We start from the raw sequence: 23,018 nt of genomic DNA on the forward strand, positions 1-23,018 counted from the left end.
ACCATTTAGTTTGCACCACCCAAAACAAGTAACTTGTAATTAGAGAGTTTAACAGCACTCAACTCGCTTGATTTTATAAAATCAGAAATCTTCATCTTATCATCCTTTATAAATTTTTGCTCCAGTAAAACAACTTCTTCATAGTACTTAACCATTCGTCCATCTACTATTTTTTTTGCTACTTCTTCAGGTTTATTTAAGCTCCTCACTTGCTCTTCAATTATAGAACGTTCATTTTTCAACTTCATTTGATCTAAATCATCTATAGACAAAGCTTCAGGCTTCATAGCAACTACGTGCATAGCTATTTGTTTTCCAATTTCTTGTAGCTTCGCCTTATCACCAGATGATTGCAATGCAATTAAAGCACCAATCTTACCTAAGCCACACACATCACCATGTACGTAGCCAGCAATAACTCCATCCTTAGCTTCTAAGTAACAAAGCTTGCTTAACTCTAGCTTCTCACCAAGAACTGATGTACCATTCATAATAGCTTCCTGCACTGTGCCAATGCTTTCATACTTGGCATTTTTTAACTCATCAACGCTAGTACAGCGTTCTTGATGAGCAATTGATGCTAAATTTGAAACTAACTCTATAAATTTCTCATTCCTTGCAACAAAATCTGTTTCGCAATTGAGTTCAACCAATGCACCATAATTTTCAGTCAAACACATAGCAACGAGCCCATCTGAAGCTATTCTATCAGATTTTTTGTCAGCTTTAGCAAGACCTATTGTACGTAACTTATCAACGGCTTTCTTGATGTCACCATCACATTCTTCCAATGCTTTTTTACAGTCACTTAAGCCAAGCCCTGTTCTATCACGTAATTCTCTTATATCATCTGGATTCATCTTCATTTGTTACTACCTCCCTTTCTTCTTCTTTGTAAACTTTACTACGTCTCCTTTTAGTTTGCACAATACCATCTTCTTTTTCTTGAATAAACTCATCACCCCTTATATCATCAATCTTAACTCCAGATTTTGCTAGACTAGACTCTATTCCAGCTAATATAGAGTCGGTAGCTAATTTACAATAGAGCTCTATTGATTTTCTTGAGTCATCATTTCCAGGTATTAGATAAGTAATACCATCTGGATCAGAATTAGTATCAAGTATTGCAACTATTGGAATTCCTAACTTCTTAGCCTCCTTAACCGCTATATGCTCTTTATTAGTATCAATGATGAATAAGATATCAGGAATTGCTCCCATTTCTCTAATACCGCCAAGCGCCTTATCAAGCTTTTGCTTTTTCTTTTCAATGTTTCCCAATTCTTTCTTTGTTAAAATGCTATCCTCGTCATTTAATATTTTCTCATATTGCATCAAGGTTTTTATCGAAGAAGAAACAGTGCCCCAATTAGTAAGCATACCACCAAGCCAACGATGATTCACATAATATTGACCACAACGAATCGCTTCACTTGCAATAATATCAAAAGCTTGAAACTTTGTACCAACAAATAGAATGCGACCACCTTGAAATGCAACGTCATATAAAGCCTTCATGGCCACCTGTAGCAATGGTAGTGTTTTTCGCAAATCAATTATATGTATACGATTTTCTTGATGCACTCCATATATGTATGGAGCCATTTTTGCGTTCCAGCGACTAATTTTGTGACCAAAATGTACACCAGATTCAGCTAAATCACGCACAGTGACTTTAGGCAAATTTGTCATATATCATTCCTCCAAATAGTTTATCTTCCATGGCATAACCCTAATGGGACTACTTGTACAAGCCATGTGTGAAATTAAATTATTTACATAGTAATAGAAAAGACAGCAAAGCGCAAACAAAAAATATTGACAAAGGGCAACATGTTTATTAGCTTTAAAGTTGAAGCCCGAAAACGCTAAAAAGAAATTAGGGGGGTGTAGCTCAGTTGGTTAGAGCGCATGCCTGTCACGCATGAGGTCGTGAGTTCAAGTCTCATCACTCCCGCCATATTAGTTTTAGCATAACTTAGAATTCGCAACCGGTATTGAGAAATGCTTTCACCAAACTTGACATGCTATGGTATTGCAATTAATACTTAAATAGGTTTATTTTTATCGTTAACAATTAGGATTAAATATGTTCATTTCTGAAGTTTTTGCAGCAGATGCAACTAGCAATACATTGAATATCAATGCATCTTTTACTAGTTTTATTCCATTGATTTTAATACTTGTGGTATTTTATTTTCTCATTATTCGCCCACAACAAAAAAAACTAAAAGAACATAGAAGGATGATAGATCAAATAAAACGTGGTGATACAGTCATTACTTCTGGTGGAATAATAGGTGAAGTTAATAAAGTTGATGAAGTAAATGCACAATTTATAATAGAAATAGCACCAAAAGTTGAGATAAAAGTCCTAAGGTCCGCTATATCTGAGGTTTTAAGCAAAGAAACTCAAAAAGTAGCAGCTAAACCAATTAAAAAGGTAAAATCGAAAGAATGATAAAAAGAATATAAATCAACCAGTAATAAAGGCAAAAATGCTTAACATGTTTAGAAAAAAGTTTGTTTGGTGATCCATTTGTGTGCGGAATATTTGGTGTAGTAAGTAGCGGTGATTCAGTAGTACCAACTTTACTAACTGGGTTGCAAAAATTGGAATATAGGGGATATGACTCTTCAGGTATAGCAATCATAAATAACGAAGGTAAGATAGAAGTCAAAAAATCAGAAGGTAAAGTCGAAAGGTTATGTGAAGTTGTTGATGATAGCAAGATGTCTCACAGTACAGTTGGTATAGCACATACTCGCTGGGCTACACATGGAGTCCCAGGCCTTAAAAATGCTCACCCCATTCGTACAAATAATGTTGTTGTTGCTCATAACGGCATAATTGAGAATTACAATCTGCTAAAAAAGGGTCTAGAAGAAAGGGGTATGTCATTCCATACTGACACTGACACAGAGATCATACCAAACATGCTAACCTTATATCTTGATGAAGGATTGTCGCCAATTGATTCTCTATTTAAGTGTTTAAACAACTTACATGGCTCATTTGCCTTGGTCTTATTATTTGCAGAATATCCAGACGCCTTATTTGTTGCGAAGAGAAATTTGCCTTTAGCAATAGGCTATAACTGTAACACAGTGTTTGCTGCATCTGACTCTAATGCTTTAAGTGCATTTGTGGAAAAAATATCGCATTTGGAAGATGATGACATTGCAGTGATAAAATCTAGTGGAGTTAGTATATACAACAATGGTACACAAGTTAAACGCAGTATAGAAAATAGTAGTCCAAGTGATTTTCTAATTAGCAAAAATGGTTACCCTAGCTTCATGTTAAAAGAGATTTTTGAGCAACCGCGTGCATTAAACAAAACAATAAATCAATTTTACAAGCAATATAAAGAGGTAATATTTGCTAACAAAAAATTGTTTTCTGAGCTGAGTTACATTACTATAGTTGGATGCGGGTCATCTTATTTTGCTGGACTAATAGCAAAGTATTGGCTGGAAAGTATTGCTCAAGTTCGAGTATATCTAGAAATCTCATCAGAATTTAGGTATAGCAACGTCAAGCTGGAAGAAGACAGTATTGGGTTATTCATCTCTCAATCTGGTGAAACTGCAGATACCATAGAAGCGCTGCGTTATGCAAAATCACAGAAGCAAACAATCATTAGTATAACTAATACATTTAGCAGCAGCATTGAAAAGATCTCAGATATTGTGTTACATACTCTTGCTGGGCCAGAAATTGGTGTTGCTTCAACAAAAACCTTTTCTGCGCAACTTGCAACTTTAGCATGCTTTGCCGTGGAGCTTGGAAAAATAAAAGGTATACTGGGTGGAGAGAGAATAAAACAGCTAAGCAGTGCTATCAATTCTATTCCCGAGTATGTTGAGCACGTTTTGAATGTGATGAAAATACAACATATATCGGGCAGTATATTAGAACACAATAACGTTATTTTAATCGGCAGAGGAAGTTCATACGGAGTTGCAATGGAAGGCGCATTGAAAATAAAAGAGCTTTCATATATCAATACAACTGGTATTGCAGCGGGAGAAATGAAGCATGGTTCTATTGCTTTAATAGACTCTACTGTGCTTGTTATAGCAATTATCCCTTATGATGATTTATTCTTTAAAACGCTATCTAATATACAAGAGATTATTGCAAGAAAAGGCAAAGTAATTGCCTTCAGTGATAAACAAGGAGCGCCATTCCTAAGGGGAGTTTGCGCAGATGTGGTGCAACTTCCAGACACTGATAATTTTATCTCTCCAATCATCTACAGTGTTGCTATACAATTCCTTGCTTACTTTACTGCAGCAAAAAAAGGGTTAGATGCAGATTTTCCAAGAAATTTAGCTAAGTCTGTCACGGTTGAGTAGTCCATTTAAAGTTAAAGCTAAACTTCTAATAAGGTAACCAGACTGCATTCTGTAATTTTTAGCAAAACACGATACACAATCGTCATTCCGCTACTAATTAGCGGAATCTATGCCGAGATACCGCGAATGAATCGCGGTATGACGGTTAAGTAATTCGTCATACCGCTACCTGTTAGCGCCGCGGCGGCATAGCTATCTTCAAAAATATGGTTGAATAATTGTTAATAATAGTGTATAATTATTAATATTTTTAAGCACTTTGGCTATGGCTTTATCTAAGTTTCTCGACCCTAAGCTGGATTTAACCTTCAAAAAAATATTTGGCACTGAAAAAAATAAGAATATTCTCATACATTTTTTGAATGATATTTTAGGGTTTACTGAGATAAATACTATACAAGAAGTGGAATTCCTCAGTACTATAATGGATCCTGAAATTGCATCTGATAAACAAAGTATAGTTGATGTTCTTTGCAGGGATTCTAGTGGGGCCAGGTATGTGATTGAAATGCAGCTTACTCGCGATAAAGGCTTCGAAAAACGAGCTCAATTATATGCTGCTAAGGCTTACTCAAGGCAAGCTGATAAATCTGGTAAGTACATTGATTTAAAGAAGGTTTTCTTTATTGCTATCTCTAATTGTAATTTATTTCCTGATAAGCTTGATTATATATCCAGCCACACTATAAGAGATGAGAAAACCAATGAGCATGACTTAAAAGATTTTCAATTTGTATTTATTGAACTACCTAAATTTCCTAAGAATAAGGAAGAACAGCTAGAAAGCATAGTGGATCGTTGGTTATTTTTCTTCAAATATGCAGATGAAACTACGGAAGAAGACTTAAGGAAAATAGCAGAAAAAGCACCAGTAATAAAGTTAGCCTACGATGAATTAGACAGGTTTAGCTGGAATGAAAAAGATTTAGTAGCTTATGAAGAAAGAATAATGGATCTACGGAAAGAAGAAGCCATTCTTGAATACAGACTTGACCTTGCTACTGAAAAGGGCATCCAAATTGGCGAAGAAAGAGGCATCAAAATCGGTAAAGAGGAAGGGAAAATCGAAGGAAAAATCGAAGTCGCAAAAGCAATGCTGGCTAACAATGTTGATGTCAACACTATTGTCAAGTTTACTGGCCTTTCTATTAGTGAGATTGAAGAATTAAGTGTGAACGGTTACTAATTAAGAACTTTAATTATCAATCATAAGTCACTGAATTTCCTTAGTAAATTTGTTGCCATTATCCATATTGCACAATTGTATATAAGATATAGTATAACAATAGTGTCCGTTCAGCTAATACCAATTCCCACTGCACAACAAACGGATAGGCAATAATGGAAAAAAAAGCCATACTATTGCCTTTCTTTCTCACTCCACAATTAAATAACTCTACAATATCGCTTATTTGATTCACTAATAATGAGAATTGGTATAACTTTGCTATTTTTCTCTCTAGATTCTTGCAAAGTTCTACAAGATTAACCACATTACCTCACGGTTTCTCTATGATTATTTTTTTAGATTACTTGTTTACCTTATTTGCCGTTCTCCTGAACGAATATACAGAAGCTATAAAAACTATCTAATAGCTACCCAAAACCCTTATTTCCCACTCAAGTTCAACATTAAATTTATCCTTTACTGCATCTTTTACTCTGTTGCCAAGGTTTTCCAAGTCAGATGCAGTTGCATTATCGTAATTGAGTAAGAAGTTACAATGTTTCTTAGAGATTCTAGCTCCACCAATATTTAACCCTAGGCAGCCAGATTTATCAATTAACTCCCATGCTCGGTAGTTTTTTGGATTTTTGAATATGCACCCAGCAGTTTTTCCTCTTGTTGGCTGGCTTTTATTTTTTCTCTCAACAATTTCCTTTAACCTTTGCAGTATAAGCTCATACTCTGAGTTTACTCCTTTAAACTCAGCTTCAACAAAAATCCAATTTCCTTTTAGGCTATGTCCACGGTAAAAATACCCCATTTCTTCGCTGGAGAACTCATATAGGTTTCCATCCTCTAGATTCACTGCTTTTATGGATTGTACAACGCTTGCGATGTCACTACCATACGCACCTGCATTCATTTCTATTCCGCCACCAACTGTTCCTGGAATTCCAACTAGAAACTCGAGTCCACTAATTTGTTGCTCTCCTGCAAAGTAAGCAAGGTTCCTGAGCAGCGCAGCACCACCTGCAACAATAGAGTTGTTACCTTTACTTTTTATATATGAAAATTCCTTACCCAATTTTACTGTTATTCCTCGAATGCCACTATCTCGCACTATTATGTTGGATGTTGCACCGATAACGTTAATTGGCAACTCAGTGTTTTTAATCAAGCATGTTAAATCTTCAATATCACGTGGTTTAAATAATATATCAGCTCGTCCACCGACGTTTAACCACGTCGCTTTAGACATTAAGACGTCATAACGATAGATTCCACGTACTTTAGGTAAGGCTATAAGCATTTTGATTTCAACTCTAATCCTGCATCCATACCCATTTCTTCTGCATCTTCTATAAATGAAGTGCGCTCAGTAAAGTATATATCTTTTTCATTTGCTAACATACAACGAAGATGTAGCATATTTTCGCTCACATATTCAGCCAAAGCTGCAAGTGGTGTGAAACACGAACCATTCACTGTTTTCATAAAACTGCGCTCTGATTTCACTCTTATAAAAGACATATTATTATTAATTTTCTCTAAAAGATCGATAATTTTTACATCATTCCTTCTACATTGAATACAAACCGCCCCCTGCCCCACTGCACTTAACATAACTTTTGGTGGCAATACCTCTGTAATCAAGTGATGTTTTTCTAATCTTATGAGTCCTGCTTCAGCTAGAATTATTCCATCAAAACTTTGATTTTGCAATCTGGTTGTTACATTTCCACGTAGCGGTACTATATTTAAATCTGGTCTAACATTTAACAACTGAACTTTTCTTCTTATTGAAGAAGTGGCAATAGTAGCCTGCTGTGGCAAAGACTCAAGGCTATTGTGTTTATGAGAAATAAACGCATCGCATGAACTTAGCCTTTCTAAAACACAAGGAATTGTTAAACCCCCTGAGAAAAACGCAGGCATATCTTTTAGCGAATGAACTGCCATGTCTATATTATTTTCGAGCAATTCAGTCTCAATTTCTTTAATGAATAATCCTTTGCCTCCTATTTCAGCAAGATTTGCGTTTGCATACTTATCTCCAGAAGTTTTTATTTTAACAATTTCAATAGATAAGTTAGGAAAAGAATCCAGCAACTTTTGTTTTGCTTCCAAAGCCTGGGCAACTGCAAGCTTGCTTCCTCTGGTACCTATTTTGACTAGCATGTGTACGATTGTTTGTCTGATGTCATTCAAGTAGCTGACTACTTGGATCCAGTTTAATTCATTATATAAACCTTTGCATTTATTGTACTTTAACTTAAAACCAAAAGCAACTTTGACTTTACAAAATAATAACCTTTTATATGCATAAATAAGCTTACTGGATTCTAGTGCCTAAACACTGGTTTCCATCCAAGACGGTGTCATTCCAGTCTGGAATCCAGAAAAAAGAATGGTGTCATCCCAGTGCCCAGACACTGGGATCCAGGAATTTTATTAAGTTGGTAAGCATAAAAATAGATGTTTTACGTTAAAATACAATGTTTTCGATGAGATTATATGGAAAACTGGATCCCAGTGTCAAGCACTGGGATGACACCCCATAAACGCGAATTCTGGATTAAAGGAGAATAGAAAAGGCAGAAAACAGGGTAAACTCAGCAATTATAAAAAAATAGATGAGGTTACCCATGGAAGATATAACAAAACTGTTTTGTTTGGTCGATGATTTTTGCAGAGATATAGAGAAAAATTTTGCAGGCAAACTACTGCCAAATGGTAAAAAACCCACAAGAACAACGGAAATTGAGCACTCTGAAATCATGACAATAATCCTGCTATATCAACAATCTCCGTGTAAAAATTTCAAAACTTTCTATCTACATTACCTAACGTTGCTCTACAAATCAGAGTTTCCAAAGTTGCCTTCATATACCAGGTTTGTTGCTCTAAAGCCTAGGGTTTTGTGGCATTTAGCAATGTTGTTGCATTGGCTTTGTGGACAGTCAGAAAACACTGGAATCTCATATATAGACACAACTCCCATTGCAGTTTGTCATGCAAAAAGAATATCCAAAAACAAAGTTTTTGCTGGAATTGCAAAATTAAGCAAGAGTACTTACGGCTGGTTTTTTGGTTTCAAATTACATATGGTAATCAATGAAAATGGTGAAATTCATGCACTTACGCTAACAAAAGGCAATGTTGATGATAGGATACCTGTGCCAAATTTGACGGAAAAATTAACCGGCCTTTTGTTTGGTGACAAAGGTTATATTGCAAAAGAGCTTTTTCAGAAGCTGTTTGACCGAGGTTTGAAACTTGTTACCAAGGTGAAAAAAGGTATGAAAAATACATTAATTTCGCTAAATGAGAAGATTTTACTGAGAAAAAGGTCTATCATTGAGACTGTTTTTGGTTACCTAAAAAATAGACTAGAAATTGAACACACTCGCCATAGATCCCCTGTTGATTTCTTGGTTCATATCTTTTCTACTCTCATCTCCTATTCCATCAAATCCAAAAAGCCTTCTATTTCCTATACTTCCTTCCTTAATCCAGAATTCGCGTTTAGAGTAGTGTTGTTGAATAAATTTACAAGACAAAATCATACTAGTCCAGTAATAGTAACATGTCCAAAGATAAAGCATTTAAAATACTGGGATTAAATCCACAACTGTAAGAACATTACAATTTGAGCCTACCAGAAGGATGTCATCCCAGTGCCCAGACACTGGGATCCAGGAATTTTGATTGGGCACTAAGTTGGTAAGCATAAAAGTGGCTGATCTTATGTTAAAACACAACGTTCTTGATGAGATTACGGCAAGGCTGGGTTCCAGACTGGAATGACACCATTTGCTGTGCAGTTTACCTTCAAGAATGAATGTTCGTACAGTTGTGGATTAAATCCTGAGGTAAGTCAAAATGAAATCAATAAAGCATATCAAAATTTAATGAAATTAGTTCACCCAGATAAGGGAGGCTCGGAATATTTTGCACAAAAGTTAAACGCAGCACGTGACAGGTTGCTGAAGAGGTAATTAATATTGCTTTAAAGTTTTTATTTGTGCGTAAAGGATAAGTTGCTACAATAAAAAAATAAGATAAAAGTAGCAATGGACATGTGTTCAGAAAGGTTTAAGTTATGCAGGAAGATAACAAAAAAGAAGTAATAAAAGAAGAAAAAGGCATATTAGGGTGGATAGAATATAGACTGCCTATATTTTCTTTTCTAAAACACACCGCTTCTTATCAAGTACCAAAAAACTTAAATTATGCTTGGAACTTTGGCTCTTTGGCTGGTATAGCGCTAATTTTACAAATAATAACAGGTATATTTCTTGCTATGCACTACACTCCGCATGTTGATTATGCGTTTAATAGTGTAGAGCGCATAATGCGGGATGTGAATTACGGGTGGTTAATACGCTACACTCACGCTGTTGGAGCATCACTTTTCTTTATGGTAGTTTATATTCATATAATGCGTGGATTATATTACGGATCTTACAAGAGACCACGAGAGATGGTGTGGTTTGTTGGTATATTTATATTTTTTGCAATGATGGCAACTGCCTTTATGGGATATGTTCTTCCCTGGGGACAAATGAGTTTCTGGGGTGCAACAGTTATAACCAACTTATTTTCTGCTATACCTTTAGTTGGCAATAAAATAGTTATATGGTTATGGGGTGGTTTTTCCGTTGATAATCCAACTCTTAACCGTTTTTTTGCTCTGCATTATCTTCTGCCTTTTGTTATTATTGCTTTAGCTATGCTTCATGTGATAGCTCTGCATAGGTTTGGCTCTGGTAACCCAAGTGGAGTGGAGGTAAAATCAGATAAGGATACCATTCCTCTCTATCCTTATTATATAGTCAAGGATTGCATAACTTTTGGTCTATTTTTTGTAGTTTTGTTCGCATTTGTTTTCTATGCTCCTAATTATCTTGGACATCCAGACAATTATATAGAAGCTGACTCTATGGTCACTCCGGTACATATAGTGCCAGAGTGGTATTTTTTACCTTTTTATGCAATGCTACGTTCAATTCCAGATAAACTTACTGGTGTGCTTACCATGTTTGCATCTATTTTAGTGTGGTTTTTGTTACCTTGGCTTGATAGATCAAAAGTTAAAAGTGGTGCTTATCGCCCGGTATTCAAGAAATTTTTTTGGGTTTTTGCAATAAATTTTGCACTTCTTGCCTGGCTTGGAGGACAAGAGGTGAAAGAGCCTTACATCACTATGAGTAGGCTATCTACTCTTTATTACTTTGCATACTTTGTGATAGTTTTACCACTGCTTAGTAAGTATGAAAAGCCAAAAGAACCACCAAAAACCTTAAGTGATTCTGTGCCGGAGATGAGGTGATGTCAATTCAAAGCAGATCTCTTACAAAATTCTCTGTCATCCCAGAACTCTCTTCTGTCATCCCAGAGCCCTCTTTTGTCATCCCAGTGCTTGACACTGGGATCCAGAAAAAAAATAAATGGATTCCAGCATCATGTACACAACTGTATGAACGTTGTATACAACACACAGTGTCATTCCACTATCTTCCGTTGTCATCCCAGTGCTTGACACTGGGATCCAGATATAAAAATACTTACAAATCATACAATGGACAACAGATTCTAGGAGTGCATGATAACCATAATGTCAGTGATGAAATAAGCTGGATTCCAGTGTCAGCTACTTGCATGACATCAATTCGAAATTTACTAAAACAGTGGTTATGCATGGGATCTAATGTATTTGCAATCTTCTGCATGTTATTTCTATCTAGTCTTATATCTGCAGAAGAATTTAAATCATCACCAAATAAGAAAATAGACTGGAAATTTGATGGAATTGTCGGATCTTTCGATAGAGAGTCAATTCAGCGTGGCTATAAAGTGTATAAAGAAGTCTGTGCTGCTTGTCATTCAATGAATAGGGTAGCATTTCGTAATTTGCAAGATGTTGGTTTTTCTGAAGAAGATGTAAAACAGATTGCAGCTTCTTATCAAGTTAAAGATGGCCCAAATGATTTGGGTGAAATGTTCGATAGACCTGGAATACCTTCGGATTATTTTATTGCACCTTTTGATACAAAAGAAGCAGCTGCAGCAAGCAACAATGGTGCAGTTCCACCAGACTTATCATTAATTATTAAAGCAAGGCATGATGGTGCAAATTATGTCTATTCATTGTTAACAGGCTATCAAAACGGCGAACACGATGAAAATGATTTATATTTTAATTCGTATTTTCCAATAGGCAGATTAGCTATGGCGCCACCACTTTCTGAAGGAATGGTGGAATATGATGGTGCAAGGCAAGCCACAGTTGAAAATATGGCGTATGATGTGATAAATTTTTTACAATGGGCAGCAGAGCCAGAATTAGAGCGCCGGCATAAACTTGGATTAAAAGTAGTGGCGTATTTTATAATTTTAACAGTGTTTTTTGTATTAACTAACAACAAAGTTTGGAGCAAGCTCTATAAAAAGAAGTGATAGTCAATTTTGCCTCAAGCACAATGGTTGTCATCCAAGTAGCTAACACTGGTTCCTTTATGACAGTGTCATCCGAGTAGCTGACACTGGGATGGCTTTGTCGCATCGTACCTTATACGGTAATAATTTACGATAAATTCATGTAGCCATTTCGAATTTAGCCATACCAATGTCAGTAAATTTATTAAGCAAATAGCACTTAATGAGCAGTTCTTTTTCACGATTTATAGCTCTTTTCATAGAAGTCCGGATGTGATAAGGATAGATAATGATAAGGAGGTTGAATGCCAGCAGCATATAGTTATTGATTTAAGAAAAAAAGCAATGGAGGCGCTAGACGAAGGAGAAAGCAGAGAAGCAGTGGCAGCAAGATTTAAGATTGGACGAACTACTTTATGGGAGTGGCAGCACTGTAGGCTTGACCATAAATTATGTTAAGATAGAAATGACTATTTTAGATAGAGCTTGATGTAATGCAGTGCGATACAAAATAACGGTAGAATATAATGGTAGTAATTTCTCTGGTTGGCAAAAACAGCAACACTCTGCTAACTCAATCCAGGAGAAGATAGAAAATGCTATATTTAATTTTAGTGGTGAGAAAGTTACTTTGTACTGTGGTGGCAGGACTGATGCAGGAGTTCATGCTTTAGGACAAGTTGCTCATTTTGATATGGAAAAGGAATTTGAGCTTTATAGAATAAGGAATGCAATAAACTATCATTTAAAATCAATTCCTATAGTCGTGCTTAATGCAGAAGTTGTAGATGATGCGTTTCACGCACGGTTTTCAGCAAAAAAAAGATATTACGAATATAGAATAGTTAATCGCTATGCTCCTGCCGCTCTGGAGACGGGTTATGTATGGCAAGTGTTTAGCCCACTTGATGTAAATATTATGCGTGAAGCTGCTAAACATCTACTTGGAAAACATGACCTTTCAAGTTTCCGTTCAAAAGATTGTCAAGCCGCAAATCCGATAAGAACAATTGATGATATCGATATAATACAAAATGGGAATCATATACACATCAAAATATCTGCTATTTCCTTTTTACATAACCAAGTGAGGATTATTGTGGGTACTTTAGTTGAATTTGGAAAAAATAGAACCAATCCGCAAGAAATGCTAAATATATTAAACCAATGCAAAAGAAGTGCCGCTGGAGTTACTGCACCACCTTTTGGCTTATATTTGGTAAAGATAGATTACTAATTTAATAAAAGCTAGTGAAATAAGTGCCATACCGCCACGGTATCTCCAGATTCCGCTAACAAGCAGCGAGATGACGAGTTTAAGTTCTCATTGGCATTACTACATATAATGCACTTGAATCGTCTTCATCAGTGATAATTGTAGCACTATTACCATCGGCTAAGCTAAACTTACATTTATTTTTTATGCAGGATAGAACATCAAGTAAATAACGCGAGTTGAACCCTATTTCTATAGGGGCTTCATTGTAGTCCACTTCTATGGATTCAGTTGCATCACTGCACTCTTGGGAGTTTGAATGCAGAGTTAGCAGCTTTTCTTGTAGTGAGAATTTAATAGATTTTACTTTATCAGATACAACAACGGAAACTCGATCTATAACGTCTGAAAGTTTTTTACTTTCAATAATCATATGCTTATCTTGAGATGCTGGAATAACTGCTTTATAATTTGGAAAAGTTCCATCTATTAATTTTGATATTAGAATATATTCACCGCATGTAAACTTGATTTTTCTGTCTGAGGGTTCTACTTTAATTTCATTACAATCGTCCAATATTTTTAACAGCTCCATAACAGTTTTACGTGGAATGATCACACCAAATTCGCCATTGATGTTCCCAGGCTTTGGCCTCTTTATACATGATAAACGATGGCCATCAGTTGCAACGCAGTACAGAAATTGCTCATCTGTATGTAGATATATTCCATTTAAATTATACCTTGTATCATCTAGTGATACAGCAAATTTTGTTTTAGTTAATAAGTCTATCAGGTCTGTATTTAGTAGAGTAAAATCATGTTTATAATTGTCTTCTTCAAGAGCAGGAAAGCTGCTTGAAACTACATTCGGTAAAGAAAAGTTTGCATTTCCGCAAGACATCAATAATTTTCCTTGGTTGTTTACTTCAAAATTGACATCCAAATCAGCGGGTAACTTCTTCACTATGTCATGTAAAGTATGCGCTGAAATTTTTACTTCTCCTTCTGTTAATACAGTTGCAGCAAGTGAGGCAAACATTGAAATGTCAAGATCAGTTGCCATTAATTTTATGCTGCCGTGTTGTGCTTTGATATTTATACACGCCAAAACATCTATTGCATTACGCCTTTCAACCACTCCACTTACTCTGGATAATGTATTTAAAAGACTTGTGCGGCTCACGCTAAAACGCATCTGCTCGCACACAGAATTTTGCTTTTTGATTTCTGTATCTACACCTGCAACCTCTGACATTGCTAACTCTCAAAAATATATTTTAAATGATATCCACATCCCATATAAAGTAAAGTGCTATTTATATTTCCATTGAAAGAGTAGTCTAGTTTATACTATAGCTGGGTATTCTGTTACAATAATTTACCTTGTATGGCATAAATCATGCATTTTTTGATACGCTTTTTGAAAACCAAGTAGGGAATAAGTATCATCAATGGTCACTGTTTTTGCTTTTCCATTCACTACCATTGATAATCCCTGCTTCATTTTTAGAATGAGATCTTGATCTATTTTTGTATGCTCTGCCCACGCAAAACTTCCCTGTATTATAGGCAGTGTATATTTAATTTCTTTGTCGATATTGAGAGCTACAGGCTCCTTATCATACTGAAAACCAGAGGTAACGCTTACCTCATCTGCTTTTTTATCAACATAACTAACCATTACGTACGGCTTGCGGTTGGTTGTATAATGTTCGCTTTTTTTTTAGGATAGGATACAATATAACATACTTTCTCTCCATCTTCTGATGCAGTATATACAAGCCAATCTTTATATTTTTTCTTCAATTGCACATCACTAACCGATGCAAAAGCGCCTATTGAAAAAAATATTAGAAATATAAAAAAACTACGCATGCAAACCAAATTTCAAACTTTCTGATTGTATATATTGTTTTACCTTAGCCATCGCCTGCTCAGCCAACTGCCTTATTCTTTCTCTTGAAACACAATATTTTTTACTAAGTTCATCTAGAGTTTGAGTGTTTTCAGACAAATATCTACTGATAAAAATGTCTCTTGCCCTTTCGTTGAGGCTCGCTAGTGCATTGTTTAAAATTGTTTCTTTTAATTCTTTTTCTTCATGATTCTGATAGGTTACTTCTTGACTGACCAAGTTACATGGGATCATATCTTGCAACTCCCTTTTAGAGTCATCACCTATTTTTATGCAATCGTTTAGCGACTGATCCTTACAAGCCAAACGGTAATTCATTTGTACAACATCTCCTTCGGATACAGAAAGCTCATTAGATATTGCTTTTATTTCTTCATGACTTAAAGTTTCCCTGTTTGTATACTGTAAAATTCTTTTTTTTATTTTACGTAAACTAAAAAATAATCTTCTTTGTGCTTGCGTTGTGCCTATCTTCACAAATGACCAAGATTTCAATATAAAGTCTTTTATTGAAGCTTCAATCCACCACACTGCATAAGTTGAAAAACGAAACCCTAAATCAGGATTAAACTTCTTCACTGCATGCATTAAACCCAGATTCCCTTCCATGACCAGATCCATTAACAATAGTCCATAATTTTTGAATTTCATTGCAATTTTTACTACCAAATTCAAATGGCTGGTAATTAATTTATGAGCAGAAGAAATATCCTTATATTGGTTCCAATTTTTTGCTAATCGTACCTCTTCCTCTTGAGACAGCATAGGAAATTTTTGCACTCTAGCAATATATTGCATGAGATTGGTTCTGTTATCAACACATAAGCTTGCCATTGGGGTCAACATAACAACTTAAATTAAAACTTCATATATATAATATATTGATTTTCCAGCAAAAATTCAAGCTTTGATTTGAAAAAAAGTACAAACCTTCTATCTAATTGGGATCTTAAAGACGATAAGTCCCAACATCAGCATAACATTGACATCCTGCCAGCATGTAATGATGAACATTATAGTTTAAATACATAGTAAGTGGTGTTATTCCAGTGCCTTGACACTGGAATCCACATTTCCTTTTTCTAGATCCCAGTGTCATGCCACTTAGATGGCAAGAAAAAACTCACTGGGATAACAAGACTGAGATAGACTAGAAATTAAACGCTACTCCAGCTTCTGCACCAACAGTGCTGTAAAGAACTTTGATTCCGGCATCGTTTTTAGCTGTCTTACCAAAGTTAGCACCATAAGAACCGAAATAACGAGCTCCAGCATAAAATTTGACTTCTGGAGTTACATCATAACTAACACCAGCTTTTGCTTGATAAGCAACACCAAATCCAGAGGCTTTATCATCAGTAACTTTTGTTGCTAAAGGATTGCTTACATATGCTGCACCAACACCAACACCAACATATGGAGTGATAGGCATATCTTCAATTGCTATATCGTAATAAACATTAACTAGCCCTGAAATTGCTGTTAAGTTCTTTGCAATTCCTCCTGCTGGGACAGAAGTTCCAGTTACCGTAGTATCTTGATTTAGCTGTGAATAAATCCCTTCAACATCAACTCTGATATCGTCCATTTTGTAACCAAATGCACCACCACCAGCCATAAAAGAAGCTGTGTACAGATCAGTAGTGTCGGTTGTATCTGCAGCTTTCTTTTTAAGACCTGTAACACCATCAACTTTTGTGAAAAGAGGTAAAATTTCACCGTTGTATTGCAAACGAACGTAGTAGCTAGTTTCTTCATCACTTATTGGACCAACAGGATCTGAAAAAGCAGAGTTTGATAAACTTAGCAACGTTGCTAAAGCGGCTGCTGAAAAAAACTTTTTATAATGCATAATTGTCCTCGTAAAAAAAAATTAAAATTCCACTTTAGCAGTCTAAGTAACAACTAAAGTTAAGTCAAGTGCTAACTTAATAACACAAAATATCCTACATTTTAACTAATTTTTAGGAGAAGACAAAGATTTTATTAATGAATAAATACGACTTTTTTACTCTTGATTTTTTGGTATAGCTAACACAGATAAGATTTACTATCGAAAGACTTCGTCATTCCGCTGCTTGTTAGCGGATGAGATACCGCGGCGATATAACATAGGGCTGTGTTAGCTATAGGTGCATTATATGAAGAAGTACTAGTGTTGGAAATATTAGAAAAAAAATACTTACACTAAAAGAAACTTCAGTAGTAAATTCAAAAAGGAAGTTTAAACCCAGGTGGTAAACCCATCATACCTGCAAGATCAGAAGTTGCATTTGCCATATCTTCTTCTGCTTTTTTAACGGCATCATTAAACGCTGCTGTTACTAAATCCTCTACTATATCTTTTTCCTCATTTCTCATAAGTTCTAAGTCTATGTTCACCTTTTTAGCTTTATAGCTACCTATTTTTATGACTTCCACTAATACAGAAATTTTGCCACCACCAGAAATACCTTGAAACTCTTTCCCAACATATTTTTCTTGAGCTTCTGCAAGCTTTTTTTGCATCTCTTGCGCTTGTTTCATTATTTGACTAAAATCCACAACTTACTCCTTATTTTCTATATTAACTACTTTTGCACCTTTAAACGTGTCAAGTATATCCTTGACTGCAGGTGCATAATTTAAATTACTCACTTCCCTGTTTATATAACCCGTATCAACTGTAATAACCCACTCTTGCTGAGTCACCTGGTTTAAGTAATTTTTTAAATCATTGCAAAAATTACTATCCAACTTAGATACAGCTTTTAATTTTAAATATCCAGGTTTACAATCTATTAATTGTAGATTATTACACAGTTGTTTGTAAAGATAAATTTGGTTACTCCGCCTTAATAGTTGCAAAACTTTGTCAAAATCATAATTTTGTTGCTGTTCATTTCTTACATTACGCGTATTTTCCGGCTGTGTATTCTGCGAAAGAATTTTTTTGACCACCTGTTCCGGAGAAGGCAGATCAGAAAGATAACAGAGGCTAATTAACATCATTTCAGCAGCAACATCGTTGCATGTTGAAGTTTTTATATCTTGAATACCTTTAAGCAACATCTTCCACAATCTCGAAAAAAATATTAAAGATCTCTTTATACTTAAATCTTTTATCCTATTCTTTTCATGCTCTGTAACTGCATTATCAATCTCTTTTGTAATCAAAAAACGGCATACTAACTGAATTGTTTGCAATAGACCTTCAAAAATACTAAGTGGGTTTGCTGTTTTTATCGCCTTGTCAAACACTGATAGAGCTTTCTGTAAATCACCTTCTAATATTGCCCCTAATAGATCGAATATAATATCTTTATCCACTAGGCCAAGTATGTCTGTCACATTTTTAGTGGATATTGCACCATCTTTGCTATATAGCACTGCTTGATTCATCAAAAACAAGGCGTTACGCATTGAATTTCCAGAATGTCGTGCAATTAATTCTAATGCTCCCTTTCCAATGGAATAACTCTCTTTTTGTGCAACATTATTTAAACGTTCCACTATTTTAGCTACAGGAATGTTGTGTAAATCAAATCTTTGACAACGTGCAATAATAGTTATTGGTATCTTTTTTATTTCCGTAGTTGCTAAAATGAACTTTACACTAGATGGTGGCTCTTCTAGGGTTTTAAGTAATGCGTTAAATGCGCTGCTGGATAACATATGTACTTCATCTATAATGTAGACTTTGAATTTAGAGCTTATAGGTGAATAGCAAATATCTCCCAGGATTACTTTAATATCGTCAATGCTAGTGTGACTTGCCGCATCGATTTCAATTACATCTGGATGGCTTGAATTTTTTATTGCTAGACAATTTTCACATGATCCGCAAGGTTCAAAAATTGGCCCCAGGGAACAATTCAAACATAAAGCTATTATCCTTGCAGTGGTGGTTTTACCAACTCCACTACTACCAGAGAGCAGTATAGATTGTGGGATTTTGTTTAAAATAAAAGCATTTTCTAATACACGCACTAATATATCTTGACCTACTAGATCTTTGAAGCTACTAGGACGATGTTTTAATGCTATGTTCATAGCCTCGGATAAAACAAATAATGAAATAGGTATGCAACCCAAAAAGGTTCTGATATGGCTGCTTCATTTCTGATCTGACCAAATTACAGAGTTTTTGCCTGCATACCTTATAAAATATTATACTTTTTTTTTTATTTAGCAAGGTATATCCTATATTAGCTCTATAATTTGATATGTTAAATTTTTTACAGTGCTATTTTGAAGTAAACAAAAAGTTAGTTGTCATGCAAGTCACTACAAGATTGTCACTCCAATGTTTATTTATGTCATTTCAGCGCTTATTTATGTCATCCCAGTGCCTAGGCATACAGCTGTATGAATGTTGTGATATAAGAGCAATTTTTACCGAAAAGGATGTCATCCCAGTGCTTGACTACTTGGATCCAGAAAACTTAACTGTAAATGAGCGCACTAGGCAATTGTATAACAAGAACTGGTTCCAGTGTCAGCTACTTGCATGACACTACCTGCTACGCAAACTTCTGTGGACTACAAAGAAAGTTCGTACAGTTGTAGGTCAAGCCATAGAGTAACAAAAAAAGGATATTGGTATAACAAAAGAGGAACATTATGATTTTATATCATTTTCCTCTTTGTCCATTTTCACGAAAAGTTAGAGCTTTTCTAAAAGAAAAAAAATTAGGCTGTGATCTAGTGTATGAAAATCCGTGGGAAAAGCGGAATGAATTTATGGAGATCAATCCAACCGGGCAAGTACCAGTGTTAATAGATAATAACTTTGTAATAGCGGATAGTAATGCCATTTGTGAATATATAGAAGAGACTTACAATAGCGACGTCAAATTACTTGGTTCATCCACTATTATTAAGTCTAAAATACGCGCTCTAATCAATTGGTTCGATAACAAATTTTACAATGAAGTTACTAAGTATATTATGAATGAAAAAGTAATTACTAACCGCAGCCCTGACTCTAGATTTCTTCATGCAGCTCAGCATAACCTGCCTTGCCATATGGAATACATCGAACACTTAATTAACAAGAACGTTTGGCTTGCAACTGATAAGTTCACTTTAGCTGATATTACTTTAGCATCGCATATTTCCGTAATGGATTATGTAAGTAGTTTTCCATGGGAAAAAAGTAAAATTTTAAAAGAATGGTACTCCATTGTTAAATCAAAGCCTTGTTTTCGTGAGATATTATTAGAGAGGATTTCTGGTTTAATCCCTCCTAAACATTATGCTGACCTTGATTTTTAACTTATGTTAGCTTTAAAGCTATAGTCATTCCTTCATCAGTTGGAATCAATATAGAGAAATATTTTTTTTCATCTGATAATCTATTATTGAACTCCCTCATGGCATGCCATGATTTTTCTGATACTTCTTTTGGAGGCGATTCTAAAAATACTGTGTTAAACAGTAGAGTGTTATCTGCAACGATTAGCCCATCTTGTTTAATGTATGACTCTGCCCAATCTAAATACTTAGGATAACTACTTTTGTCAGCATCAATAAATATCATGTCAAATGGTGCTTTTGCTGATAATTCATTAATTTTTTCCAGTGCATCGCCTTCTATTAGAGTAATTTTATCACTTAGATTAAAAGCACTAAAATTTTTTTTTGCTATTCTTGAGTGTTGAGGATTATTTTCTATTGTATATATATGACCGTCTTTTAGTAGAGCTTTTGCCATGCAAATCGACGAGTAACCGTATAACGTGCCAATCTCAACAATACTTTTGATTTTTTGGATTTTTATAAATAAACTTAATAGCTTTCCTTCTTCAGGGCCAATTTGAATATGTTGCTTTTTTTCAAGAATACAATATTCTTCTATTTTTTTATATTCTTTTGCAAATAGATTTCTTATGTATGACAATTTTATACTAAAATTATTACGCATATATTATAAATTAGGGAGACTTAATTCATACACAATTTATAAATATAATAATATAGTTTAAAATAATAAAAACATTTATTTTAAGTTATTATTTCATAGTATAAAATTTTAAGTGACAAAAATTATTATATATCGTACTATAGTTAACTAGTATAATAAACAGTCGATTATTATGCTAGAATTAAAGGGATTGTTTATGCGCATTTCTCTTTTTAAAATATAATTTTTATAATCAATTAGAGGGGGTTATATGTCTTATACTATTGCTGGTGAAGTTGAAACGTTAAACAAAAAATCTAACAAGAATGAAGGGGTTATGTTACTACATAATCCAGCTTATCGTGAAAAGTATAAAGAACGTTTTGATGAAGCTCAGAGAAAAGTTATGGATATGGTTCAGTTTTATGATGGGACAATAGTATTAATAGAGAATAAAATCGCTATGTATTACTACACTTGGCATAGTAAAAAAAGAGAGTTTGAGCGTAAAAAACAACAAACAGCAGTGAAAAACAATGACTCAGCATAGAGTCTTTTATATGGTAAGCTACAGTGGTATTACTTCACTATAGCTTTTCCATATAATTTATCTATCACATTAGTGAAGTATTTCAGCTCTTTATACCCTCCATGTTTAACTTTATTATGCTCTATATATGATTTATCATCGTTAAGCTTGATGAAAAATATTGGAGTGGCTGTGATACCAAGTTTATTAATTGCCAGTGATTTATCATTTACGATTTTATCCATTATTTTCTTATCATTAATGCATTGGTTAAATGCATCTTGCTTTAAGTTGCTTAGTGCAGCAATTCTTTGTAGTAAAGTCAAATCACTCAAATTGGAGTAATTCCACGAATCTATTGAGTTAAAAACAGCTTTGTTAAAATTAAAGTAGTCTTCTTGTTTTTCGTAGCAATGACTTAGCATTGCAGCCTTTAGCCCTCTGTAATCCAAAGGAAAATGACGAAATATATATAACATCTTACCTGTATCTATATATTTCTCTTTAATTTTAGGAAAAACATTCTTATGAAAAAGAGAGCAGTGATAGCAAGTTAATGAAGCATATTCTATCATTAGAATTGGTGCTTTTGGATCTCCTAATAATTTATCATCGGGTAATAGTGATAGTAATTCCTTTGATGTTATTTCATTAGTTTCTTTTTGAATATGTTGGTTAACAACTGCATAAGAATTAACACTTATAAAAATTAATAAAAGTAACAGTCTAAAAATCATTACAATATAAATACTTAACTTACTAAAAAAAATATATATTTATATAAATAATGTCAAGGTAACTTTTGTTTAGCAAGGCTTTCAGCCCTATCTTTAAATGCAGCAATTATTTTACTTTGTGTATATTTATATACTGAGTTTAATAGAGTTGAAAATGAGTTGGACTTAAACTTAAACTCTATATAAAACTTTACCATGGTTTTATTTTCATCTATGGGAATGAATTGCCATTCATTGTATAGATATTTAAATATTCCATTTGATGATACAGCTTTTATCCAACTTTCATTTGTTCCACTTGGAGAAAGAGAAGTAACTTCTGATGTGTACCTTCCTTTAATTCCATGAAAAGCTGCGAGGAGATCCACAACCATTTGGTTGTTAATTTTTTCTTTTATATAAACGGCTTTGCACCAAGGAACAAAATCAGGATACCTTTCAACATCAATTACAATTTTGAATACTTCATTAGGCGAACATAGGAAGGTACCTTGTTCTCTGTATTGATGAAGCATAAATTTAGTACCAATCAAAAAAGGATCCGTATCTACCGTCAGCCTTAGTAGATTCCTGAGACCTGAAGTTAAGGTGGGCATCGCATATTAGTTTCCACGAAACCAGCAGAGGCAATTCCCTTGACTAGAAATTATCGCTCGGGAAATTTAACTTAACTCATAACGCATAGAACAGACCCTTAATTAATTATAGATGATTTATACAAGGTGTGTCTATAGATATATTAAAGCTAGCGATTATTATTTAA

At 34.5% G+C, this 23,018-nt stretch carries 22 protein-coding genes, 1 tRNA gene, 2 other RNA genes and 5 pseudogenes; 13 read left to right on the forward strand and 17 right to left on the reverse strand.

The window, feature by feature from the left end:
• Nucleotides 1-5: 5 nt before the first annotated feature.
• Both tsf and rpsB read right to left on the reverse strand, forming a co-directional pair.
• A complete protein-coding gene (gene tsf / locus OPR17_RS04120) occupies nt 6-866 on the reverse strand; it encodes a translation elongation factor Ts (protein WP_265021255.1) in 861 nt (286 codons plus the stop codon).
• The gene (gene rpsB / locus OPR17_RS04125) at nt 847-1,695 is read right to left on the reverse strand and encodes a 30S ribosomal protein S2 (RefSeq protein ID WP_010962661.1); all 849 of its coding nucleotides are present in this window, start codon (nt 1,693-1,695) and stop codon (nt 847-849) included. The genes tsf and rpsB overlap by 20 nt, the downstream gene beginning before the upstream one ends.
• A gap of 191 nt (nt 1,696-1,886) precedes the next feature.
• Here rpsB and OPR17_RS04130 point away from each other — a divergent pair.
• From OPR17_RS04130 to OPR17_RS04145, 4 genes are all read left to right on the forward strand, one after another.
• A tRNA-Asp gene (locus OPR17_RS04130) sits at nt 1,887-1,963 on the forward strand.
• A 129-nt stretch (nt 1,964-2,092) separates the two neighbouring features.
• Nucleotides 2,093-2,464, forward strand: a complete 372-nt coding sequence (gene yajC, locus OPR17_RS04135) for a preprotein translocase subunit YajC (RefSeq protein WP_265021256.1) — start codon at nt 2,093-2,095, stop codon at nt 2,462-2,464.
• 80 nt (nt 2,465-2,544) lie between these two features.
• Complete coding sequence (gene glmS / locus OPR17_RS04140; RefSeq protein WP_265022164.1) at nt 2,545-4,365, forward strand: glutamine--fructose-6-phosphate transaminase (isomerizing); 1,821 nt, start codon at nt 2,545-2,547, stop codon at nt 4,363-4,365.
• Nucleotides 4,366-4,630: 265 nt separating this feature from the next.
• A complete protein-coding gene (locus OPR17_RS04145; protein WP_265021257.1) occupies nt 4,631-5,551 on the forward strand; it encodes an Rpn family recombination-promoting nuclease/putative transposase in 921 nt (306 codons plus the stop codon).
• A 58-nt stretch (nt 5,552-5,609) separates the two neighbouring features.
• Here the strand turns inward: OPR17_RS04145 and OPR17_RS04150 are convergent, their stop codons facing one another.
• The 3 genes from OPR17_RS04150 to hemC all read right to left on the reverse strand — a co-directional run bounded on the left by OPR17_RS04150 (nt 5,610) and on the right by hemC (nt 7,711).
• Complete coding sequence (locus OPR17_RS04150; RefSeq protein WP_265021258.1) at nt 5,610-5,858, reverse strand: hypothetical protein; 249 nt, start codon at nt 5,856-5,858, stop codon at nt 5,610-5,612.
• A gap of 96 nt (nt 5,859-5,954) precedes the next feature.
• The gene (gene murB, locus OPR17_RS04155) at nt 5,955-6,842 is read right to left on the reverse strand and encodes a UDP-N-acetylmuramate dehydrogenase (protein ID WP_265021259.1); all 888 of its coding nucleotides are present in this window, start codon (nt 6,840-6,842) and stop codon (nt 5,955-5,957) included.
• Entirely contained in the window at nt 6,833-7,711 is an 879-nt protein-coding gene (gene hemC / locus OPR17_RS04160) for a hydroxymethylbilane synthase (protein ID WP_265022165.1), read from the reverse strand. Before hemC ends, murB begins: the two co-directional genes overlap by 10 nt.
• Nucleotides 7,712-8,178: 467 nt before the next feature.
• Here hemC and OPR17_RS04165 point away from each other — a divergent pair.
• The 4 genes and pseudogenes from OPR17_RS04165 to OPR17_RS04180 all read left to right on the forward strand — a co-directional run.
• A pseudogene (locus OPR17_RS04165) lies at nt 8,179-9,042 on the forward strand (IS982 family transposase); the annotation flags it as partial.
• A 294-nt stretch (nt 9,043-9,336) separates the two neighbouring features.
• Complete coding sequence (locus OPR17_RS04170) at nt 9,337-9,531, forward strand: J domain-containing protein (protein ID WP_265021260.1); 195 nt, start codon at nt 9,337-9,339, stop codon at nt 9,529-9,531.
• Between the two features lie 104 nt (nt 9,532-9,635).
• Nucleotides 9,636-10,865 carry a cytochrome b gene (locus OPR17_RS04175; RefSeq protein ID WP_264723950.1) on the forward strand — a complete coding sequence of 410 codons (1,230 nt, stop codon included), beginning with the start codon at nt 9,636-9,638 and terminating at the stop codon, nt 10,863-10,865.
• Nucleotides 10,866-11,233: 368 nt separating this feature from the next.
• Nucleotides 11,234-11,992 carry a cytochrome c1 gene (locus OPR17_RS04180; RefSeq protein ID WP_265022166.1) on the forward strand — a complete coding sequence of 253 codons (759 nt, stop codon included), beginning with the start codon at nt 11,234-11,236 and terminating at the stop codon, nt 11,990-11,992.
• 138 nt (nt 11,993-12,130) lie between these two features.
• Here the strand turns inward: OPR17_RS04180 and OPR17_RS07635 are convergent.
• Nucleotides 12,131-12,229: pseudogene (locus OPR17_RS07635) on the reverse strand (IS5 family transposase); the annotation flags it as partial.
• A gap of 47 nt (nt 12,230-12,276) precedes the next feature.
• On the opposite strand from OPR17_RS07635, the pseudogene OPR17_RS04185 reads away from it, so the two are divergent.
• Together OPR17_RS04185 and truA are read left to right on the forward strand one after the other, a co-directional pair.
• A pseudogene (locus OPR17_RS04185) lies at nt 12,277-12,400 on the forward strand (IS630 transposase-related protein); the annotation flags it as partial.
• A 70-nt stretch (nt 12,401-12,470) separates the two neighbouring features.
• Nucleotides 12,471-13,208 carry a tRNA pseudouridine(38-40) synthase TruA gene (truA, locus tag OPR17_RS04190; protein ID WP_010963021.1) on the forward strand — a complete coding sequence of 246 codons (738 nt, stop codon included), beginning with the start codon at nt 12,471-12,473 and terminating at the stop codon, nt 13,206-13,208.
• 79 nt (nt 13,209-13,287) lie between these two features.
• On the opposite strand, the gene dnaN is transcribed toward truA, so the two are convergent.
• The 7 genes and pseudogenes from dnaN to ffs form a co-directional block, all read right to left on the reverse strand.
• Nucleotides 13,288-14,445, reverse strand: a complete 1,158-nt coding sequence (gene dnaN / locus OPR17_RS04195) for a DNA polymerase III subunit beta (protein WP_265021261.1) — start codon at nt 14,443-14,445, stop codon at nt 13,288-13,290.
• Between the two features lie 123 nt (nt 14,446-14,568).
• A pseudogene (locus tag OPR17_RS07320) lies at nt 14,569-15,065 on the reverse strand (invasion associated locus B family protein).
• On the reverse strand, nt 15,058-15,951 hold the full coding sequence (locus OPR17_RS04205) for an RNA polymerase factor sigma-32 (RefSeq protein WP_265021263.1): 894 nt from the start codon (nt 15,949-15,951) through the stop codon (nt 15,058-15,060). The pseudogene OPR17_RS07320 and the gene OPR17_RS04205 overlap by 8 nt, the downstream one beginning before the upstream one ends.
• A gap of 304 nt (nt 15,952-16,255) precedes the next feature.
• Nucleotides 16,256-16,957 carry a P44/Msp2 family outer membrane protein gene (locus tag OPR17_RS04210; protein ID WP_265021264.1) on the reverse strand — a complete coding sequence of 234 codons (702 nt, stop codon included), beginning with the start codon at nt 16,955-16,957 and terminating at the stop codon, nt 16,256-16,258.
• Between the two features lie 359 nt (nt 16,958-17,316).
• The gene (locus tag OPR17_RS04215) at nt 17,317-17,631 is read right to left on the reverse strand and encodes a YbaB/EbfC family nucleoid-associated protein (RefSeq protein WP_320109878.1); all 315 of its coding nucleotides are present in this window, start codon (nt 17,629-17,631) and stop codon (nt 17,317-17,319) included.
• 21 nt (nt 17,632-17,652) lie between these two features.
• Nucleotides 17,653-19,137 (reverse strand): DNA polymerase III subunit gamma/tau, encoded by a 1,485-nt coding sequence (dnaX, locus tag OPR17_RS04220; protein WP_265021266.1) that lies wholly within the window; start codon nt 19,135-19,137, stop codon nt 17,653-17,655.
• Nucleotides 19,138-19,152: 15 nt separating this feature from the next.
• An RNA gene (ffs, locus tag OPR17_RS04225) (signal recognition particle sRNA small type) lies at nt 19,153-19,252 on the reverse strand.
• Nucleotides 19,253-19,445: 193 nt separating this feature from the next.
• On the opposite strand from ffs, the pseudogene OPR17_RS07640 reads away from it, so the two are divergent.
• Both OPR17_RS07640 and OPR17_RS04235 read left to right on the forward strand, forming a co-directional pair.
• Nucleotides 19,446-19,574, forward strand: a pseudogene (locus OPR17_RS07640) (WPE palindromic element domain-containing protein); the annotation flags it as partial.
• Between the two features lie 133 nt (nt 19,575-19,707).
• Nucleotides 19,708-20,361, forward strand: coding sequence for a glutathione S-transferase family protein (locus tag OPR17_RS04235; protein ID WP_065094500.1), 654 nt, complete (start codon nt 19,708-19,710; stop codon nt 20,359-20,361).
• 1 nt (nt 20,362) lies between these two features.
• Here OPR17_RS04235 and OPR17_RS04240 read toward each other — a convergent pair whose 3' ends face one another.
• On the reverse strand, nt 20,363-21,010 hold the full coding sequence (locus OPR17_RS04240) for an O-methyltransferase (RefSeq protein ID WP_265021268.1): 648 nt from the start codon (nt 21,008-21,010) through the stop codon (nt 20,363-20,365).
• Between the two features lie 250 nt (nt 21,011-21,260).
• On the opposite strand from OPR17_RS04240, the gene OPR17_RS04245 reads away from it, so the two are divergent.
• Complete coding sequence (locus tag OPR17_RS04245; protein WP_265021269.1) at nt 21,261-21,539, forward strand: DUF2671 domain-containing protein; 279 nt, start codon at nt 21,261-21,263, stop codon at nt 21,537-21,539.
• A gap of 29 nt (nt 21,540-21,568) precedes the next feature.
• Here OPR17_RS04245 and OPR17_RS04250 read toward each other — a convergent pair whose 3' ends face one another.
• The 3 genes from OPR17_RS04250 to ssrS all read right to left on the reverse strand — a co-directional run bounded on the left by OPR17_RS04250 (nt 21,569) and on the right by ssrS (nt 22,951).
• The gene (locus tag OPR17_RS04250) at nt 21,569-22,255 is read right to left on the reverse strand and encodes a DsbA family protein (protein WP_265021270.1); all 687 of its coding nucleotides are present in this window, start codon (nt 22,253-22,255) and stop codon (nt 21,569-21,571) included.
• Nucleotides 22,256-22,308: 53 nt separating this feature from the next.
• Complete coding sequence (locus OPR17_RS04255; protein WP_458694350.1) at nt 22,309-22,770, reverse strand: type II toxin-antitoxin system RatA family toxin; 462 nt, start codon at nt 22,768-22,770, stop codon at nt 22,309-22,311.
• Nucleotides 22,771-22,789: 19 nt separating this feature from the next.
• Nucleotides 22,790-22,951: non-coding RNA, 6S RNA (ssrS, locus tag OPR17_RS04260), on the reverse strand.
• Nucleotides 22,952-23,018 lie beyond the last annotated feature (67 nt).

The organism is Wolbachia endosymbiont (group A) of Icerya purchasi (genome assembly GCF_947251635.1).
Taxonomy (GTDB): Bacteria; Pseudomonadota; Alphaproteobacteria; order Rickettsiales; family Anaplasmataceae; genus Wolbachia; species Wolbachia pipientis.

Excerpts from the sequence above, each read along its gene's own strand:
- OPR17_RS04205 (WP_265021263.1), bottom strand. The coding sequence starts at position 15,951 with ATGTTGACCCCAATGGCAAGCTTATGTGTTGATAACAGAACCAATCTC.
- dnaN (WP_265021261.1), bottom strand. The coding sequence starts at position 14,445 with ATGTCAGAGGTTGCAGGTGTAGATACAGAAATCAAAAAGCAAAATTCT.
- tsf (WP_265021255.1), bottom strand. The coding sequence starts at position 866 with ATGAAGATGAATCCAGATGATATAAGAGAATTACGTGATAGAACAGGG.
- dnaX (WP_265021266.1), bottom strand. The coding sequence starts at position 19,137 with ATGAACATAGCATTAAAACATCGTCCTAGTAGCTTCAAAGATCTAGTA.
- OPR17_RS04180 (WP_265022166.1), top strand. The coding sequence starts at position 11,234 with ATGGGATCTAATGTATTTGCAATCTTCTGCATGTTATTTCTATCTAGT.
- OPR17_RS04145 (WP_265021257.1), top strand. The coding sequence starts at position 4,631 with ATGGCTTTATCTAAGTTTCTCGACCCTAAGCTGGATTTAACCTTCAAA.
- murB (WP_265021259.1), bottom strand. The coding sequence starts at position 6,842 with ATGCTTATAGCCTTACCTAAAGTACGTGGAATCTATCGTTATGACGTC.
- OPR17_RS04215 (WP_320109878.1), bottom strand. The coding sequence starts at position 17,631 with ATGAAACAAGCGCAAGAGATGCAAAAAAAGCTTGCAGAAGCTCAAGAA.
- OPR17_RS04255 (WP_458694350.1), bottom strand. The coding sequence starts at position 22,770 with ATGCTTCATCAATACAGAGAACAAGGTACCTTCCTATGTTCGCCTAAT.
- rpsB (WP_010962661.1), bottom strand. The coding sequence starts at position 1,695 with ATGACAAATTTGCCTAAAGTCACTGTGCGTGATTTAGCTGAATCTGGT.
- OPR17_RS04235 (WP_065094500.1), top strand. The coding sequence starts at position 19,708 with ATGATTTTATATCATTTTCCTCTTTGTCCATTTTCACGAAAAGTTAGA.
- OPR17_RS04175 (WP_264723950.1), top strand. The coding sequence starts at position 9,636 with ATGCAGGAAGATAACAAAAAAGAAGTAATAAAAGAAGAAAAAGGCATA.
- OPR17_RS04250 (WP_265021270.1), bottom strand. The coding sequence starts at position 22,255 with ATGATTTTTAGACTGTTACTTTTATTAATTTTTATAAGTGTTAATTCT.
- OPR17_RS04245 (WP_265021269.1), top strand. The coding sequence starts at position 21,261 with ATGTCTTATACTATTGCTGGTGAAGTTGAAACGTTAAACAAAAAATCT.
- yajC (WP_265021256.1), top strand. The coding sequence starts at position 2,093 with ATGTTCATTTCTGAAGTTTTTGCAGCAGATGCAACTAGCAATACATTG.
- hemC (WP_265022165.1), bottom strand. The coding sequence starts at position 7,711 with ATGCTAGTCAAAATAGGTACCAGAGGAAGCAAGCTTGCAGTTGCCCAG.
- OPR17_RS04210 (WP_265021264.1), bottom strand. The coding sequence starts at position 16,957 with ATGCATTATAAAAAGTTTTTTTCAGCAGCCGCTTTAGCAACGTTGCTA.
- OPR17_RS04170 (WP_265021260.1), top strand. The coding sequence starts at position 9,337 with ATGACACCATTTGCTGTGCAGTTTACCTTCAAGAATGAATGTTCGTAC.
- OPR17_RS04240 (WP_265021268.1), bottom strand. The coding sequence starts at position 21,010 with ATGCGTAATAATTTTAGTATAAAATTGTCATACATAAGAAATCTATTT.